This is a genomic window from Lacipirellulaceae bacterium, assembly GCA_040218535.1.
Taxonomy (GTDB): domain Bacteria; phylum Planctomycetota; class Planctomycetia; order Pirellulales; family Lacipirellulaceae; genus Adhaeretor.
In genome coordinates, this window is record JAVJRG010000009.1 from 147,352 (window position 1) to 163,769 (window position 16,418).

Genomic DNA, 16,418 nt, shown 5'->3' on the forward strand with positions numbered 1-16,418 from the left:
ATCAATCTGTGAGAAGTTGTAAGGTTGCCGTCACTGGAAAATGATCAGAAGGGTAACGCCCCTCTTTGTTGAAACGCACGATGCCTGCTTCGAGGGTGCGGAAGTGCTTCGAGTGAAGTATGAAGTCGATTCGATTTCCGTAAGTCCAGCCTTTGAAGTTATTGAAAGTTCCTTCTTCGGCCCGTAGGCGAAACTGGTCCCGTACCTCATCAATCGGCTCAGGCAAAGGGTAAACAGACCGGTAACTGTCGATCAATCGCAAAGGGTTCTCTTGAGTGGGAGTAACGAGTTGCGTGAACGCCGGATTCTCTGGCGGGACATTCAAATCGCCCATGACCAGAATGGGTCGATCTCCAGCCAGTTCAGGCAGACGCTTACGAATCAGCACTGCCGAGAAGAGGCGCGAGTCTTGAATCTGATGATCCCAATGCGTGTTCAGTACGACAAGTTCGCGCCCTTCGGCAAGAAGGTCATTGAGAATGATCCAAGAGGCGATTCTAGCGCAGCAAGTCTTTGGGTAACGGGAACCAGGTTGATCCGCTTGTTCATTCAGCCAGAACGTCCCCTGATCGACCGGCTCGAAACGCGAGCGACGAAACAGAATCGCGCAGTACTCGCCCGTTTGCTTGCCATCGTCCCTACCCACGCCGTAGAAACCGTGCTTCGTCAGCATCCTCCGAATGTCTTGAACTTGATTCATGAGCGGTTCTTGAAGGCAGAGGATGTCGGGGTCGAAGTCTGAAACCATCTGCAAGACCAAATCACGACGGTGCTTGCCTGACAGGGAGATCCAAGAGTTCTCCTTGGGACTCAAGTAACCCTCCGCCTCGTCGAAGCGGATGTTGAACGACATCACTCGACTTGCATGGGGCTGGTCCTGGGCTTGCACAGAAGCCGCAACCGCCCACAGAACAACGGCTAACAAAGAGAGACACATAGACTGATCTTGGCTTCTTGCGCAAGGTGCCGCAAGTCAAAAAAGGGCCTTCGCCTAACCAGCGAAAGCCCCTTACGAGAAAGCAAATTGCAAAGGTCAGTTAAGCCTTACGACGACGACCCAGGAAACCTACGAAACCAAGGCTAAGCAGCATCGCGCTCGTTGGCTCAGGGACTTGAAGAACGAAGTTGTCGAGGAACGCAGACTGCCCGCCTGGGATCACCGTGTCCTCACCATCGACCATGAAACCAGAAACGGTTAACACGTCACCAGCGGTCACACCCGAAAGAGAAATGGAGAACGGCGTGCCCATGGGATTTCCTGAAGCAGCGCCGCCAAGGTTACCATCGGGGATGACTGCGGCGTTCAGATCGATCATGGCTGATCCGCCCGTACCGCTTGAGGTCAACGAAACACCAAACTCTCTGGAGAGGTGGTTCACTTCCCGACCTGCACGAAAGGAGAGCGTGTAATCGCCATCCGCCGGTGCGATCACGCTCTGTGTGATGTCAGCTTGGGCGAGTGGCTCGCCACTGTTTCCTTGATCACCCTCAAATGAACGGAACCAAATGCCGGTACCAGTCCCAGGTGCTTGAGTTCCTCCCACACCGGTATTGTTCGCATTTGCAAAACCGGTTTGAAACTGTGCGGCGCGATCGACGCCGTCCGGCATGTTGATCGTTAGCACCCAGTCGCTGTTGCTTGTGGTCGAGCCACTCATCGCGTCGTCGAAGGAACCATCGTCGAGCAAGTTGGCCTGTGCCGAACTTGCTAATACTGCCACCAAAGCAATGGCGGCAAACAGACTGAATCGCTTCATGAGTCATACCCTCCTACTTAAAAAGACATCAAAAAGTTGTGCCGCAGCAATAAAAACCAATCTGCAGCCATCTGGCAAACTGACGTCAGTTTGCAAATCAAACACATCGTTACTCGCCACTAGGACGATCCTTGCAAGCGCTTTCAAAAATTGCGTCAAATAAGTTCAGGAGTATCTTCAGGGTTATTCTTGGGAGGTTTGAAGTCGGACCAAGAAACTGCGTGAGGAGCTAAGAACCTTTGCCCAACCAGGGCGTTCGTGATCGTTGAACCAGTCCGGAAAGCGCCAATCCAACGCCCAAGATGACCAAAGTGTTTGGCTCGGGAACAGCACCGGTCGCCGCGACTGAAAGTCCCGACATCCCATAGTCTGTTTGAAACTGTGGAATCAGGCCCGGATCGGCTCGCTGAATCATCAAAAAGTCAGTGCCGTCGACATCACCGTCGTCGTCCACATCCGCGGTGGCTACAGCCGTTGGGTCGGTAATCGAAAAATTTGAAAACGTAGCGGTGTAATCATCGAGCCCAATGTTGTCGGCAACCACCTGCATGCGAAAGCCAATGTGGGTTCCGTCGCGAAGACCACCGTCGATTGCTACGCCATTGACTGTCTGAGTTTGGATTTCCAAAGGGCCAGAAGTGAATTCCCCGCCTGGACTGCTGGGATCTGTATCGATCATGTATTCGAGCGTTCCCCGAGAAATAAATCCACCACCGTCTCGCTCTGGTGGAATGTAAAGCATCGTCAATCGTAAGGTGTCGCCAGCGGTGTAAAAGACTAGCTCGTTGTTGGTAAAACTATAATTGGGGATCAGCGTCGAACTCGAGACGCTAATCTGCCCTGGTTCAGTGCCGCCAAAAAGGTTGTTTGTCGTTTGAGCGGTGAATTGCGTTTTGACATTGTTTCCACCCGGATCGGAGTCGATGTAGAAACCGATTCCCTTACGATTGAGCGGATTAGTCGTTGCTAGATTCACATCGAAGCTAATCTCGAAAGGGTTTTCTTCTTGGAAGTCGTAGGGAGTGGCCCCCCCATCATCGGAAAAGACGAAAAAGTGTCCGTTGGACTCAAACAATGAGCCCCCATCCGAGGCACAAACGCCTGGATTAGTCTGACAGATCGAAGGGTGATCGATTCCGGTTTCAGTGAGAATCACTTCATTGTCATTGACATAAGACAGTGTCGGGGCGGCGTGGGGATTCCCCGCGTTAGGGTCAGGCGTGACGGTCGTACCCGCGAGATTCGCGAAAATGGCAAACGGATTGTAGTTGACGCCGTTGATACCCAGATGATTGTTGGCTTGCGTCTGCGCGTTTAGCGTCGAACCTGGCGCGATTGCAAGTACGAGCAGTGTGCCAATTAATGCGAATCGATAACTCATGACTCCCCCTTAATACTCTCTATCGTACTCAGCCCCGAAATCCGCACAGTAACAAAAACTAATCAATTTGAGTCACCTCACCGTCAGCCCGGTTACCCAGCAGATTAAAGATCTCGCGGTCGATCTCGTAGTTCAAGAAATGTACGGATCCGTCGCCGTAGACCCCATTCATTCCACCCGCATGAGCTGAACCGAAACTCCGACCTCCTCCGATCACCGGAGATGACGGGTTAGCTTGATCGTTGAAGGCGGGCTCCTCTGCATCCGGCCCCATTGACCAAAAAGTCGAGCGAATCACGTCCCAGTCCCAGCCGTCCGACCAACCTCGATCGTCCCACCCTGCCCCAGTGGCATACTCACTAGGAATGAGCCGCTTTTCGCCAATCCACAGGGTATTGCTACTACCATCGGGAATTTTCTCGAACGAGACTTTTCGAGTAAATCCCAGCGAATACGCATTCGGATCATCGGGAGCAAACTGCGACCAATCGCAACGTTGAGTAATGCCCCTGAAGATCGCATTGCCCCAGGTGTTTAGCGCTGACGCGTTGTTAACAAAAGGATAATCTCCCCCACACCCTTGGCAGCCATCCCAAAGGGCCGGTTTGTCGGCACCAGGATTAGCCAAGAGTTGATCGTAGTTACCCGCGGAATAATCGCCAGCGACAAACTCGTTTCGCGAAGGCCCTGCGGTGGCGGCCGCGTAGTCCATTAGATAGAAAGTCCACCCGCCCCACTCAGCCCCCGCCATCGGTTGGCTTAGCGTTGGGCCACGTCTTGAAGGACAGTTGTACATCTCAACAGGCGTCTCCGAGAGAACACGCATAGCATTCTTGACAGCCGACCCGTCATGCAAACTTGCAGCCGTTTGCGCAACATTATCTTGCTCGAGATGCGGCAGGATCTGATAGGCCCAACCGAGCCCCTGCTTGAACGGACCGTTCGGCTTACCGCCTGTAAAATAAGCGTCGAAGCTGGGGAAGTTTTTGGTTCCCCCCAAGGGAAAATGCCCCCTTGCTGACTCGAAGTTGAGGCCTGCCAGACCGATTTGCTTCAGATTATTCTGACACTGACTACGTCGAGCAGCCTCTCGTGCAGCCTGGACTGCCGGCAACAACAATCCGACAAGCACTCCGATAATGGCAATAACAACAAGAAGTTCGACTAGCGTGAACCCATGATAATTATGCGTTCTTGTCTTTAGAGATGTTGTATTCATGGCAATGCTCTTCTCACGTCAACTGAGGAGGAACTAAGTCGTTGAATTGCTAAGACTTACGGTTTAACGTTCAACAAGCCAACCAAACCTTTCGTCATCGACTTCTCTAACTGCTCCGGTGTTATCCGCGACATAGCGCCGACCATCCACGCCCTGCTGTTCGTAACCAACAATACCTTGACTGCTTCGAACCTTATTCCCTTCCGTCGAAAAGATGTAAGGCTGATTATCTCGCGGTGAAACAAAGAAATTATCGATGGTCAGATTCTTATCACTCATATACTGAGCACCATGCTTCTCGACATAGCGTTTAAAGTCTTCTAGCTGCTTTGGAATTTTACCGCGGTTGTCACGGGTATAGTCCATGTAGGCCATCGCCAGCCAACGAAAGTGCGAGTTTTCTCTCTCCAGAGCCGCGGGCGATGCCTTAGGGCTACAACCTAAGCTCGCAAGCATAAGCGATGCTACCAAGTAGGTAGCGAACAAGTTCCGAACGAAAAGCATTGGCACCTTACCCGCCTACAAGGTAGGGGAGCCCTAACTAACAACCCAATAATCTTGGGGCAACAAACATCATCTTACTCCCCATTATCATACATGAAGCACCAATTACTGCAAGCGCTTTCATATTGGTTTTTCAAGTATTTTTCTTCCCGTGAAAAGGCCCTACACGAGTCAATTTACCGTGTTCCTCCGTCCACGCTAGGTATGATACGGGAGAGCCCTATCTTAGTGGAAATCTGGTGTTTTCTGACGCTCGATCCCGAAACAGCAAGAACGTGATGAAACCGCCCTTTAAACTACTGCTCATTGCCCCATTCCTGATTGGACACTTTTGCGCCCTGGACGCAGCTATTGCTCAGCAATTCGAAGCCGCCCGGAATGATCAAATAGCAAAACTCCAGACATACATCCTCGATGCCATCCAACCCTCCGGCTTGGTACGCGATTCCTTAGTTCTCAGCGGCAACAGCTTTCATCCGGCGACACCGGACGCTGCCGGCTTTGCGCTGCTCGGTCTGAGCTCTCTCGACCATCTCGGAACTCTGCAGAACGCCGATCAGCATGTCATCGACATTCTCTCCGCCCACACTGGCAACACCCCGGGCGTGACGCCTGAACGGTCGGCCGATGGCCACTTTATTCACTTCATGGACATCGCCGACGGAACCGACCCGCCTGGATGGGACGATTCCTACAGCCCCATCAGTTCAGCGCTCATTGTCGCTGGGGCGCAGTTCGCCAAGAATCACTTCTCCGAAAACCAAACAATTGCAGACCTTGCCGACGAACTGACCAACAGCATCGACTTCGACGCAGCTATCCATCCCAGCCTTGACGGGCGCATTTTCTTGGATATGACCAAGAGCGGTGGAGGCAGCGGCGGTGCGGTGAGACCATGGAATGAATTCATGCTTGTGCATAGCCTAGCACTCAAGCAACCCAACAACAATCGTGCCCTGGCTGTCGCGGGCGACTGGCTCGACGTGAATCAGATCACGAAACGCACCTATGATGGAACGCCCACACTGAGCGATTCGCAAAACAACTTTGCTCCGGCGTTTTGGGTGCAACAAATGCACTTCTTCAATGGCGACTTCCGTCACAACGCTGATTTCGAGACTTATTTCGAAAATGCACGCATCGCTGATGAGGCTTATTCTACGGACGTCCTTGGCGAAACTTTTCGTTATGGACTCACGGCGGGAGTCAGCCCCCAGGGGTACAACGCGGATCGAATCCTGAATCACCCAAACAATGTTTTTTCTCCCGAAGCTGTCGCTGCTTGGGGCGACATGGACACCTTCTTGGATTTCTATAACAGCCAGTACCCAACAACCGACTCACGGTATCGTTACGGTCTAGTACGAGAATCTGCGACTCAGCCAACGTGGGTCCCCAACGATACGGCACTCGTCGATCACCTGTTCTTGCTTTTTGGTCTCGTCGAAAGTATCCACCCCAACTTCTACGCGGATCGAGTCTTCGCCCCCTACATCGCGGGTGATTTTGATGATGATGGGATGGTTGCGGGAGCAGATTTTCTCGAATGGCAACAAGAAATACCAGCGGCCTACGACTCGATCGACCTGTCGAACTGGCTCGCCAACTACGGAAGTGGTGCCTATGCTTCAGGGGCTTTCGTGAGTGTCCCGGAGCCGCAAACCGTCTGGCTCTTAGCCGTTCTCTTGGGATTGACGCTCAAAAAGAGGCGGAGAATCGAAGCGGCGGCACGACGCTAGAGTCGCACTACCACTTGGTGGGTTTTGCCATCATCAGCGAGTGGAACCGTTGCCGCTCCGTCGGTGATCACAAGAGCTTGCTGGTTGAGCGCCGCAAAACGGACTCCATTCTCTCGACCTTCTGGATTCTCAATCGAGATTTCATAGGTTGTCGCACTCCCCGGCAACCGATACGTCACGCGGCACTCTGGCCATTCGGCACTAATGCGTGGATCAATTACCAAGCGGTCGCCCCCTTTAATGGTGATCCCCAAGAGTGACTCAACAGCCACACGGAACATCCAACCCGCGGAGCCCGTGTACCACGACCATCCAGCTCGTCCGGCGTGAGGGGGCTGACTATAAACGTCCGCGGCGATCACATACGGCTCGGCCTTGTAGGTGTCCACACCAGACGGGTCTTTGGTATGGCTCACAGGCGAGATCATTTCCAACAGTCTCGTTGCTTCGGTCCCCTTGCCCATCTCCGCCATCGCGCGAATAAACCAGAGAATACCATGCGTGTACTGCCCGCCGTTCTCACGGATGCCAGGCAAGTAGCCTTTGATGTAGCCGGGGTCGTTTGGCATCTTGTCAAAGGGCGGATCAAGTAACTGGATCAAACCGGCTTCACGGTCGACCAATCGATCGGTTGCCGCCTGCATCGCCTTCTCTGCCCTTTCATGAGGAGCCGCACCTGACATGACCGACCAGGCTTGAACGAGCGCATCAATCTGACACTCTTCGCCCTCGGCAGTGCCGAGCGGCGTGCCATCATCGAAGAACGCGCGCCGATACCACTGGCCGTCCCAGCCTGCATCGTTGAGCGCGATCCGCAACTGCTGACGGTAAGCACGATACTTTTGTAGACGAACGAGATCGTCAAACTGTTCGCAGACTGGCAACATGCGTTCAAGGATGTAATCGATAAAGAACCCGAGCCAAACACTTTCTCCCTGACCGCTCGCTCCTTTGGCACCCTGCCCGACTCGATTCATGCCGTCATTCCAGTCACCGCACCCCATCAAGGGCAAGCCATGTGGCCCTATTGTCAGTCCCTTATCCAGAGCACGGCAGCAGTGTTCGTAAACGGTACCGACTTCGCCTGAGTCCTCTGGCGTGAGCAAGACCTCCGCTTCGCGAGCGGGGACCTTTTCGCCTGCGAGAAAGCGGACTTCCTCTTGCCAAAGCGATTCATCGCCGGTCGCCTGCACATACTCAGCGGCGAACAGCGGCATCCAGAGCAGGTCGTCGGAGAAGATTGTGCGGATGCCTAAGCTCTGCGGCGGGTGCCACCAGTGCAACACGTCTCCTTCGACAAATTGATGAGCCGCGTTGCGAAGGATCTGCTCGCGAGTCAACTCCGGCCACTGGAGCATCCACGCTGCGGCGTCCTGAAGCTGATCGCGGAAACCGTAAGCACCTCCCGATTGGTAGCTGCTCGATCGACCCCATAAACGGCAGCTTAGGTTCTGATACCCCAACCAACCGTTGACCATCAAATCGAGGGCTGGTGAAGGTGTCTGGATCTGCACGGCGGAAAGCTTCTCACGCCAAAATTCTTGAACTTCTGCCAACTCCTGCTGGCAAGCCTCTGGTGTTCGGTATTGCTCAAGGATTCTTTCTGCCCCACGTTGATCCTCCGCCTCACCAAGGAGAACCACGTACTCAGTCGTCTCACCAGGAGCGAGTTCAATCATCACTTGGCTAGCGGCACACGGGTCCAAGCCTTCCCCAACTGTCCCCGAGAACGACTGTTCCGTTTGCAACGCTGCAGGATCGGAGAGATGGCCATGCCGCCCGAGAAATTCTTTCCGATTACCTGTGAGAGTCTGTTCGCCAACCGGTTTCGGCGTGAGCATCGCAGCGAAAGCCACTCGGTCAGAAAAGACGCCACGCGCCTCATTGGTTGCGAAAACTGCTTGATAAGGTTCTGAAATAGACGTCTTTATCGGCTGCGGCTCACCCAGACTCCCGTCATCAAGAGCCCACTGGTGGTAGGAGAAGAGGCGAAGCCGTCTTGGTCGATCTTCTAGGTTTCGCAACCGAACAATCGTCACCTTCACGGCCCCGACACGCGGTACAAATTGCACCACTTCTTGGCTTAATCCTTGACTCGAGTGCAGGAACTTCGTGTAGCCGAAACCATGCCTCACCTCAAAATCGCACCCTTGCTCAACCGGCCCTGGGGTCGTCGACCAAAAGACGCCTTGCTCTTCGTCTCGCAGGTAGAGCGCTTCGCTGTGCGGATCACGTACCAAATCATTCTGCCAGGGTGTCAGCCGATTCAATCGGCTATTCGCTGCCCACGTGTATCCGGCCCCCGACTCAGAAACGATAAAACCACCGTCGGGATTTGCGATGATGTTGGCCCACGGCATCGGAGGTCGAGTAAGCTGGCCTGCGCCGTTCGCACGCAGCCGAATCACGTACTCGGTCCCGTCTTCCGAAAACCCGCCCTTGCCGTTGTCAAACTGTAACTTCTCTGGATATGTCCGTTCTTGAGTTTCCGTCGCCCCGCCCGTCGCAGGCCAAAACTTTCTCTCGTATGCTTGCCGACTAATCGTCTCATTATCTGCGTTTTGGGTATCTGCAGGCTGGGCAAAACCGTTTCGTCCTGATGAAGGCGAAATGCCTGCCGGAAAGTCGACTCGAAACTGCTTTCCTTGGAACTCAAACCGATCAACGGCCCTGTCGTCTTTGACGACGGACTGATAGGACTGCTCAACAGTTTCATCTTTGGAGTAACGCTCGACGATTTCCGAGAGTTCTCCGAACTCAAAGCCTGCCGCAAGGGCGAAAGTTACGCAAACGCTTTCACCAGGAGGTAAAAAAAACTCTTTTCGCAGGCTAAAGATCGGATCAAGCACACTGCCCAAAGATCCAACAAGTCCGCTCTTCTCCTGCATGGCAAGGGGATGACAAGTATCGCGACCCCGCCCCAAGAAACGGGAGCGATCTGTCTCGTACGCAGGAGGCTCGCCATGATTCGAACCCGCCAAGAAGTGCACTGCCTTCAGTGTCTGCTCGCCCCCACTCCTAGGGCGACGACTTGCCATGAGAGTGCCATGTTCGCTGAGACTTGTCTCGACGAACAGTTTGGAAAAAGCAAGATGAGCCGCATCGGCTGCTGCCTCTTGTAGAACCAGCTCGGCGTAACTAGTTAGTTCAATCCGTCGCGGCTCGAATCCTAGGTTTGTGATCGTACAGCTTCGCAATTCGAGAGGGGCATTCGGCGCGACCCAAACCCGCATGACCGAATCGATTCCCAGCTGAGAGTTGCGGAACTCGATCACGCTTCCGTTGACGGCAACTGACTGCTCACTAGCTTCCTTGAGCGTCGGCTGATACGAGGTCGACCAGTATTCGCCCGAGTCTAAGTCGCGGACATAAACGAAATAACCCTCTGCGTCAGAAGTTGCATCACCTCGCCAGCGCGTTACCGCCACTTCACCATGAAAAAGGCCACCCGCACCGGTTGTACTCAAGACCGAAGCTAGCTCCGCATTGGCCAACTGAAAGTAGCTTGGGGTACGCTCATCGGTTCGCAGCGCACCCTCCGGCGACTTTTCTCCTAGAGTCGATGTGGTAGGCTGAGTTTGCATCGAAACAACTGCCCTTGATTCTTTCCTGAACGGCTTCAATCACGAACTTCGAAGACAACTGTCAGAAGCGTTCACTGTACTAGCCGATTGGCTTCTCTTGGAGTGAGGAGCCGCTTGCCCCGCAGGAATCGCGAACGACTAACTCCGACTGCAACGTTAATTTTGTATGGGGACGATCCCCCTCGATGAGCCTTTGGCAAAGCAATTCAATCGCCGACGCCCCCATGCTCGACATTGGCACATGCACGGTCGTCAGCCGAGGCCGCGTCATCTGCGCGATGCGCGTATCATCGAAGCCGACAACGCGTAGTCCCCCTGGGACCGAAACGCCATTCTCAATCGCCGCATCAATGATGCCGGCTGCCATCTCATCGTTGGCAGCAAAAACAGAGGCTTCTGTACGTGCCCACTCTCGCACGTGCTTGAGGCCCAGTTCGTAGGCGGTTTCGTAGCGATAGTCGAGATGAAAAATGTCTTTCTCCCCAACTTCCAATCCCGACTCTTCCATGACTGTCTTGTAGGCAGAAAGGCGGTCAATCGTATCGATATTTGTCACTAAACCGCCCAGAAAGATGATGCGTTTCGCGTGGCATTTCGCTACTAGGTGCTGCACCATTGCTGAGGCACCCTGCACTTGGTCAATCGAAACGCAGTCGTGCTTCAATCCTTCGACAGTCCCGTCAAGGACAACGTAGGGAATCTTGATGCCAGAAAGCGTTTTCCGTGTCTGGTCATCCACCTCAGAAACCATGAAGGCCAAGCCATCCGCCAAGCCGTGCTCCAAGACCGCTGATAGTGCTGAACTGTCTTCTTCACTTTGCGTGATCGAGGAGACCATCAGTTGGTAGCCCATCTGCCGAGCACGCGAATTCGCGCCGCGGATGATTTCCGAATAGAACTCGCCGTGCAGGTCAGGCAGGACGAGCGCCAAGATATGGCTCTTCCGCAACATTAACCCACGGGCGAAAACGTTGGGCTTGTAGCCAAGCTCCTCGATGGCAGACTCTACCCGTTTCCGCGTCGCCGCGTTGACAATGTTCTGACGATTCAACACGCGCGAGACCGTGCTAATCGAAACGTTGGCCTTTTTGGCCACATCTTCCATCGAAGCGGGCAACGCAGACTCCAAGCTGTAAGCCGATCGGGAAAGACCAGAGTGAACGAGTTCGGGCACGGCAGAATAGCCGCACCGATTGACAGCGCTTTCATTCAAGAATAGTCTGGCATACATGCGTTTGTCAATGATTACCTGAGCCGCCACCTCGCTCACTTTCAATCTTTTTCAGCGCGCCCTAGACCTGTTTCTCTTCTCCACTGCGAAGGCCTCGCTCACCCGTGTTCGTTTATCCCGACATCAACGAGCTGAGAGCTATGCTTCGCACGACGTTAACGGTCGGTTGTTTTTTTCTGCTTTCTCACGCTTGCCTTCATGCAAACGAGGTTTCCAAGCCTGCGATTCTTCGTAGCCCCGCAACGGAAAAAGTGCTCGATCACGAGTTTAGCACTGAAGACCAAGAGCTTCTCACGGAGATTCAGCGGGGCTGTTTCGAGTTCCTGTGGAAAGAAGTCGGCGATCCGGTCCCGCTCGTCAAAGATCGTTACACCAACGACATCGCATCGAGCTTAGCAGGCGTTGGTTTTCAACTGTCCGCGATTCCAATCGGTGTCGAACGTGGTTGGATCACTCGAGACCAAGGCGAAGAGCGAGCCAAGAAAATCCTGTCAGGCATCGTTTCCCGCGAAGATAATAAGAAGCACGGCATCTACTTGCATTACGTTGATTTGAACACGGGGGGCATGCACAGCGATCCGCATCTGCAGGTACAGGCGAGCACAGTCGACCATGCGTTACTCCAAGCAGGTGCGATGACCGTGAGCGTCTACTTTGGCGGTGAGGTTCAAGCACTCGCCGACAAGTTAGTCGCCGACGCTAACTGGCAGATTTATCAACTTGAAAAGGACGGCCCGATCTCCTTTGGTTGGCGACCGGATGAGAAGAATAAACATGACCTCACCGGCCCCGGCGACTTCCGCCCCTGGACATGGTATAAGGCCAGTGCCGAGGAACATCTCGTGACTTTTCTCGCGGTCGGCGCTCCCAAACCGGAGCATGCCGTCGATCCAAAGGTTTACTACGGGTTGGAACGCGTGATCAAGCGACACAAGGACATGCCACCGTTTGCCGTCTCGTGGGGCAGTCAGGCGTTCACCTATTTCTTTGCCCATTGCTGGATCGACTACGATAAGTTCGCGGCAGACGACCCGCAAGCCTTCGGCGTCGACTACCCACCGATTGATTGGTTCGAGAACTCTCGCCGTGCGTTGCTAACTCATCGCCAACGGTGCCTTGAAGCCGCCAGCGAGTACAAGTCTTTCGGCCCCAACCGCTGGGGCATGAGCCCGGCAGCCGATCTCAACGAAAAGGGCGAAATGAGCTACATCGTCCAGTCGATCAGGCCGAGCATGGAAGGGACCGACAACTTCTGCGGCGGAACGGTCACCCCATACGCTGCCGGATCAGCGATCATGTTCATGCCTGAGGAATCGGTCGCTGCGTTGCGGGAGTTCCGTAATCTCAAGAACAAGGACGGCGAGCACATCGTCTGGCGACCTCTCGAAGAAGGCGGCTACGGGCTGCTCGACAGTTTCAATCTTGACCGTGAAGAACAACAGGGAACGCCTGACTACTTGAGCATCGACGACGGTCCAATGATTCTCGCCATCGAGAACGCACGCACCGGTTTGATCTGGGACTTATTCATGAGGCACCCAGCTGCGCAACGTGCCGTCGAGCGGCTCAAATGGAAGCGCGAGGACGCGATTGACTGAGCCCGCCCAAATTGAAAACAGCCCTTCGAGCGCTGCGGAAATAAGGCCACAAGGGCGAGTCTCGTGGACGCAACTTGTCGCCTACGGCAGTGGCGGAATTATCCCGATTGCTTTGTTCTACATTGCAGGCCAGATCACCGCCCTGCTCGGAAATATCTCCTTAGGACTGAGCGCATTTTGGCTGGGTGCCATCCTCATGGTGCCACGACTGTGGGACGCGATCTCCGATCCGCTCATGGGGCACATTACCGACAACACTCGTTCTCGGTGGGGACGACGGAAGCCGTACATTTTGATCGGCGGCATTGCGGTCGCCCTGAGCTTCGTTGCCATCTGGTGGGTTCCGCGAGGCGAATCAGTGCAAGCCTACTTTGGTAGCGAGTCTGCCTACAACTGGTTTCAACTGACATTCCTGCTCGGTGGTGTCCTCGTTTTCTTCACAGCATGTACCGTCTTTGAAATTCCTCACGGCGCGCTCGGGATGGAGATGACCGACGACTATCACGAACGGACACGGCTATTCAGTGCAAAAAGTTTCCTAGGAAACCTGTTCGCCATGGGCACGCCATGGTTGATCGCTTTGGCAAGCATGGAGTTCTTCTGCGGCCCAGGCGGCGATCCCATTGATGGAATGCGGTACGTTTCCATCGCCATTGCGGCGATCTTGATTCCGCTTTCGTTCTGGTGGTTCGCTACCCTCACTGAACCCGGGTTTCGAGTCGCACGCGATCAAGAGAAAACAGAACTCTGGAAAGATCTGAAATCAACTAGCAGCAACAAGAATTTCCTCAGACTTGTAGCGATTATTTTTACGCTCGCCCTGGGGTTCAATCTGGTCGGTAACTTTGCGAATTACATCAAGATTTTTTACCTCTACGGAGGGGACATCTCGTTAGCTTCCACGCTGCTAGGGATCGATGGTACTGTCTGGGCCGTCACCGCTCTGGTTGCCGTATTCCCGCTGAACTGGATCAGCGAGCGAATCGGCAAAAACCGGACGCTTATCGTTGCAATCCTGCTAATGTGCCTCGCCCAATTTCTGAAAGTGTTCTGCTACAATCCCGACCTGCCCTACCTGGTACTCTTGCCGACGATGCTGCTCTCGGCAGGGATGCTCATGTTTTTTACGCTCGGCGCTTCAATGGTCGCAGACATCTGCGATGAGGATGAACTCAACACAGGCACCCGATCGGAAGGCAGTTACTACTCCGTTTTTTGGTGGTTCATCAAGATGGGGAGTGCGCTGGCCAGCTTGCTTACCGGCGCACTGTTGCTGTTTACCAACTTCGACGAGAAACAAAACGTCGCTGTCGATGAGTTGCGCGGGAGTATGCAGACAATCGAGAGTGTTTTCAAGGAAGAGGAGGAGTCAGAGCCTGAGAAGAAACGGCAAGAGACGCTAGTAGAGCAAATGAAAGAAGCTCTCAAGGCACTCGACAAGATCGAGAAACATTTTCAGCAGCGGCAAACAGTGCAGCAAGGCGACAATCAGCACTTGGAGAACATCCGGGCAGAACTAAAAGAGCTCCGCCCTTTGGTGCTAGAATTCGACGCGAGAAAGGACGAGTTTCTCGCGTCGTCAGAAGATCTCTTGAAGACGATCGAGCTTATTCTTGCAAAAACAGTTGCTGTGAAGCAGCAGTCCCCGACAACCCTTCTGCGATTGCGGGTCGTTGAAATCTGCTTGCCTTTGATACTGAGCGTTTTTTCTATATGGCTTACTCTTAAGTATCCGTTGACCGAGAAGCGTTGCTACGAGATCAAAGCGATCCTCGAACACCGCCGGGGCGATCCGTCCTAAGATAAATGCGCTAGGTTGGATCGTTGGTTGTCACTTCCAACTCGGTCCGCAAACGTTGCAACTCCTTTTCCATCGTCGACTGCTGATCGGCATACTCGGCTTTCCCGTAGACGCTATTCATTTCATCGGGGTCGGCTTCTAAGTCGAACAATTCCCACTCGTCGAGCTTGTAATAGTGGATGAGTTTCAGTCGACCGTTGGTTACACCGTAATGTTCGGCGACATTGTGGCCTCTGCCCTCGTAATAGTGGTAGTAGAACGACTTCCGCCAATCCTGCGGCGTCTGACCCTCAAGGATTGGCACCAAGCTGCGGCCTTGCATCTGTGCCGGAACCTCAACGTCGGCGATGTCGAGGAATGTCTCCGCAAAATCCAGATTCGACACAATCGATTTGCTGACCGTCCCCGGCTTGGTCTTTCCTGGCCAACGCACGATCAAAGGGGTTCGCAACGATTGCTCATACATCCATCGTTTGTCGTACCAACCGTGTTCTCCCAAATAGAATCCTTGGTCGGAGGAGTAAATGACGATCGTATTTTCAGCGAGTCCTTCCTTGTCGAGATAGTCAAGAAGCGTGCCCACACTATCGTCGACACCTGCCGCACAAGCTAAGTAATCTTGCATGTAGCGTTGGTACTTCCAGCGGACCAATTCCTTACCTTCGAGTTTCCCCTCGTAAAGCAGCCTATTCTTTCGATCGATTGCAGGCTCGAACTTGGCCTTCTGCCTCGTTGTCATTTTGCCGTAGAACCAGTTTCGATCGTTGGTCCCATTAGGAGGGTTTTTTTCGTCTTGCTTCCAAGCCTTTAAGTCAGCGGCACGCGTGTTCATATGGTCGGAGATACGCATTGTTGCGTTGCGAGCAGCTGAAGCGCGATTCTCATAATCATCAAACAGTGTCTTTGGTTCGGGAAACTCGTGGTCGGCAAAGTCGTTGATATGATCCAGTCCTGGGTCCCAAGGACGATGCGGTGCTTTATGCTGCATCATGATCATAAAGGGCTTGTTGGGATCGCGACCTTCATTCAGCCACTGCAGCGTGTAGCGTGTCACCAAGTCGGTCGTGTAGCCGACATGCTGCGTTTCACCTAAAGGCCCCATGAACTTTGATTGGTAGTAGTAGCCCTGCCCCTTGATCAGATTCCAATGATCGAAACCCTGTGGGTGGGTCTTGTGCCCCAGGTGCCACTTGCCAACGATCGCCGTTTGGTAGCCGGCCTGTTGAAGTAGTTTCGGGAACGTCAGTTGGCTGTTGTCGAACTCTTCACCATTGCCGTAAAAGCCGTTCTTGTGACTGTATTTCCCCGTGAGAATGCACGCACGACTTGGCCCGCAGATCGAGTTCGTCACATAGCAGCGATCAAACCGCATTCCCTCGCTAGCAATTCGATCGATATGGGGCGTAGTGGTCAGTTCCGACCCATAGGCACTGATCGCCTGATAGGCATGGTCGTCAGAGAAAATGAAGACGATATTGGGCCGCTCAACTGCAAGAGCATGGTTCAGGAAGAGCAGGCATGAAAGCGCTTGCAACAATCGTGCGGGAAAGACTGAAATAGGCTTCATGGGTGACTCGGGGAGAGAGAAGGAAGGTCGCTAGAAA

Annotated in this window: 11 protein-coding genes; 3 read left to right on the forward strand and 8 right to left on the reverse strand. The window is 53.7% G+C overall.

Annotated features, from left to right (window positions below; all coding sequences use genetic code 11):
* Position 1: 1 nt before the first annotated feature.
* The 5 genes from RIB44_11595 to RIB44_11615 form a co-directional block, all read right to left on the reverse strand.
* On the reverse strand, positions 2-937 hold the full coding sequence (locus RIB44_11595) for an endonuclease/exonuclease/phosphatase family protein (GenBank protein MEQ8617230.1): 936 nt from the start codon (positions 935-937) through the stop codon (positions 2-4).
* Between the two features lie 100 nt (positions 938-1,037).
* Complete coding sequence (locus RIB44_11600; GenBank protein ID MEQ8617231.1) at positions 1,038-1,757, reverse strand: PEP-CTERM sorting domain-containing protein; 720 nt, start codon at positions 1,755-1,757, stop codon at positions 1,038-1,040.
* Positions 1,758-1,986: 229 nt separating this feature from the next.
* A complete protein-coding gene (locus RIB44_11605; protein MEQ8617232.1) occupies positions 1,987-3,138 on the reverse strand; it encodes a PEP-CTERM sorting domain-containing protein in 1,152 nt (383 codons plus the stop codon).
* Positions 3,139-3,196: 58 nt separating this feature from the next.
* Positions 3,197-4,357 (reverse strand): DUF1559 domain-containing protein, encoded by a 1,161-nt coding sequence (locus RIB44_11610; GenBank protein MEQ8617233.1) that lies wholly within the window; start codon positions 4,355-4,357, stop codon positions 3,197-3,199.
* Between the two features lie 63 nt (positions 4,358-4,420).
* A complete protein-coding gene (locus tag RIB44_11615; protein MEQ8617234.1) occupies positions 4,421-4,723 on the reverse strand; it encodes a hypothetical protein in 303 nt (100 codons plus the stop codon).
* A gap of 416 nt (positions 4,724-5,139) precedes the next feature.
* Between RIB44_11615 and RIB44_11620 the strand changes: the two genes are divergently transcribed.
* Positions 5,140-6,600, forward strand: a complete 1,461-nt coding sequence (locus tag RIB44_11620; protein MEQ8617235.1) for a PEP-CTERM sorting domain-containing protein — start codon at positions 5,140-5,142, stop codon at positions 6,598-6,600.
* On the opposite strand, the gene RIB44_11625 is transcribed toward RIB44_11620, so the two are convergent.
* Both RIB44_11625 and RIB44_11630 read right to left on the reverse strand, forming a co-directional pair.
* On the reverse strand, positions 6,597-10,184 hold the full coding sequence (locus tag RIB44_11625; protein ID MEQ8617236.1) for a hypothetical protein: 3,588 nt from the start codon (positions 10,182-10,184) through the stop codon (positions 6,597-6,599). The two genes, RIB44_11620 and RIB44_11625, sit on opposite strands and share 4 nt — an antisense overlap.
* A 79-nt stretch (positions 10,185-10,263) precedes the next feature.
* The gene (locus RIB44_11630) at positions 10,264-11,454 is read right to left on the reverse strand and encodes a LacI family DNA-binding transcriptional regulator (protein MEQ8617237.1); all 1,191 of its coding nucleotides are present in this window, start codon (positions 11,452-11,454) and stop codon (positions 10,264-10,266) included.
* A 101-nt stretch (positions 11,455-11,555) separates the two neighbouring features.
* Here RIB44_11630 and RIB44_11635 point away from each other — a divergent pair, with 101 nt between their 5' ends.
* Both RIB44_11635 and RIB44_11640 read left to right on the forward strand, forming a co-directional pair.
* A complete protein-coding gene (locus tag RIB44_11635; protein ID MEQ8617238.1) occupies positions 11,556-13,013 on the forward strand; it encodes a glucoamylase family protein in 1,458 nt (485 codons plus the stop codon).
* On the forward strand, positions 13,006-14,814 hold the full coding sequence (locus RIB44_11640; protein MEQ8617239.1) for an MFS transporter: 1,809 nt from the start codon (positions 13,006-13,008) through the stop codon (positions 14,812-14,814). The genes RIB44_11635 and RIB44_11640 overlap by 8 nt, the downstream gene beginning before the upstream one ends.
* A gap of 10 nt (positions 14,815-14,824) precedes the next feature.
* Here the strand turns inward: RIB44_11640 and RIB44_11645 are convergent, their stop codons facing one another.
* Complete coding sequence (locus RIB44_11645) at positions 14,825-16,381, reverse strand: sulfatase (protein ID MEQ8617240.1); 1,557 nt, start codon at positions 16,379-16,381, stop codon at positions 14,825-14,827.
* Positions 16,382-16,418 lie beyond the last annotated feature (37 nt).

What these genes read in the sequence shown, in the direction of transcription:
- RIB44_11605 (MEQ8617232.1), bottom strand. Translation starts at nt 3,138, where the DNA reads ATGAGTTATCGATTCGCATTAATTGGCACACTGCTCGTACTTGCAATC.
- RIB44_11635 (MEQ8617238.1), top strand. Translation starts at nt 11,556, where the DNA reads ATGCTTCGCACGACGTTAACGGTCGGTTGTTTTTTTCTGCTTTCTCAC.
- RIB44_11600 (MEQ8617231.1), bottom strand. Translation starts at nt 1,757, where the DNA reads ATGAAGCGATTCAGTCTGTTTGCCGCCATTGCTTTGGTGGCAGTATTA.
- RIB44_11610 (MEQ8617233.1), bottom strand. Translation starts at nt 4,357, where the DNA reads ATGAATACAACATCTCTAAAGACAAGAACGCATAATTATCATGGGTTC.
- RIB44_11645 (MEQ8617240.1), bottom strand. Translation starts at nt 16,381, where the DNA reads ATGAAGCCTATTTCAGTCTTTCCCGCACGATTGTTGCAAGCGCTTTCA.
- RIB44_11625 (MEQ8617236.1), bottom strand. Translation starts at nt 10,184, where the DNA reads ATGCAAACTCAGCCTACCACATCGACTCTAGGAGAAAAGTCGCCGGAG.
- RIB44_11615 (MEQ8617234.1), bottom strand. Translation starts at nt 4,723, where the DNA reads ATGGACTATACCCGTGACAACCGCGGTAAAATTCCAAAGCAGCTAGAA.
- RIB44_11595 (MEQ8617230.1), bottom strand. Translation starts at nt 937, where the DNA reads ATGTGTCTCTCTTTGTTAGCCGTTGTTCTGTGGGCGGTTGCGGCTTCT.
- RIB44_11620 (MEQ8617235.1), top strand. Translation starts at nt 5,140, where the DNA reads ATGAAACCGCCCTTTAAACTACTGCTCATTGCCCCATTCCTGATTGGA.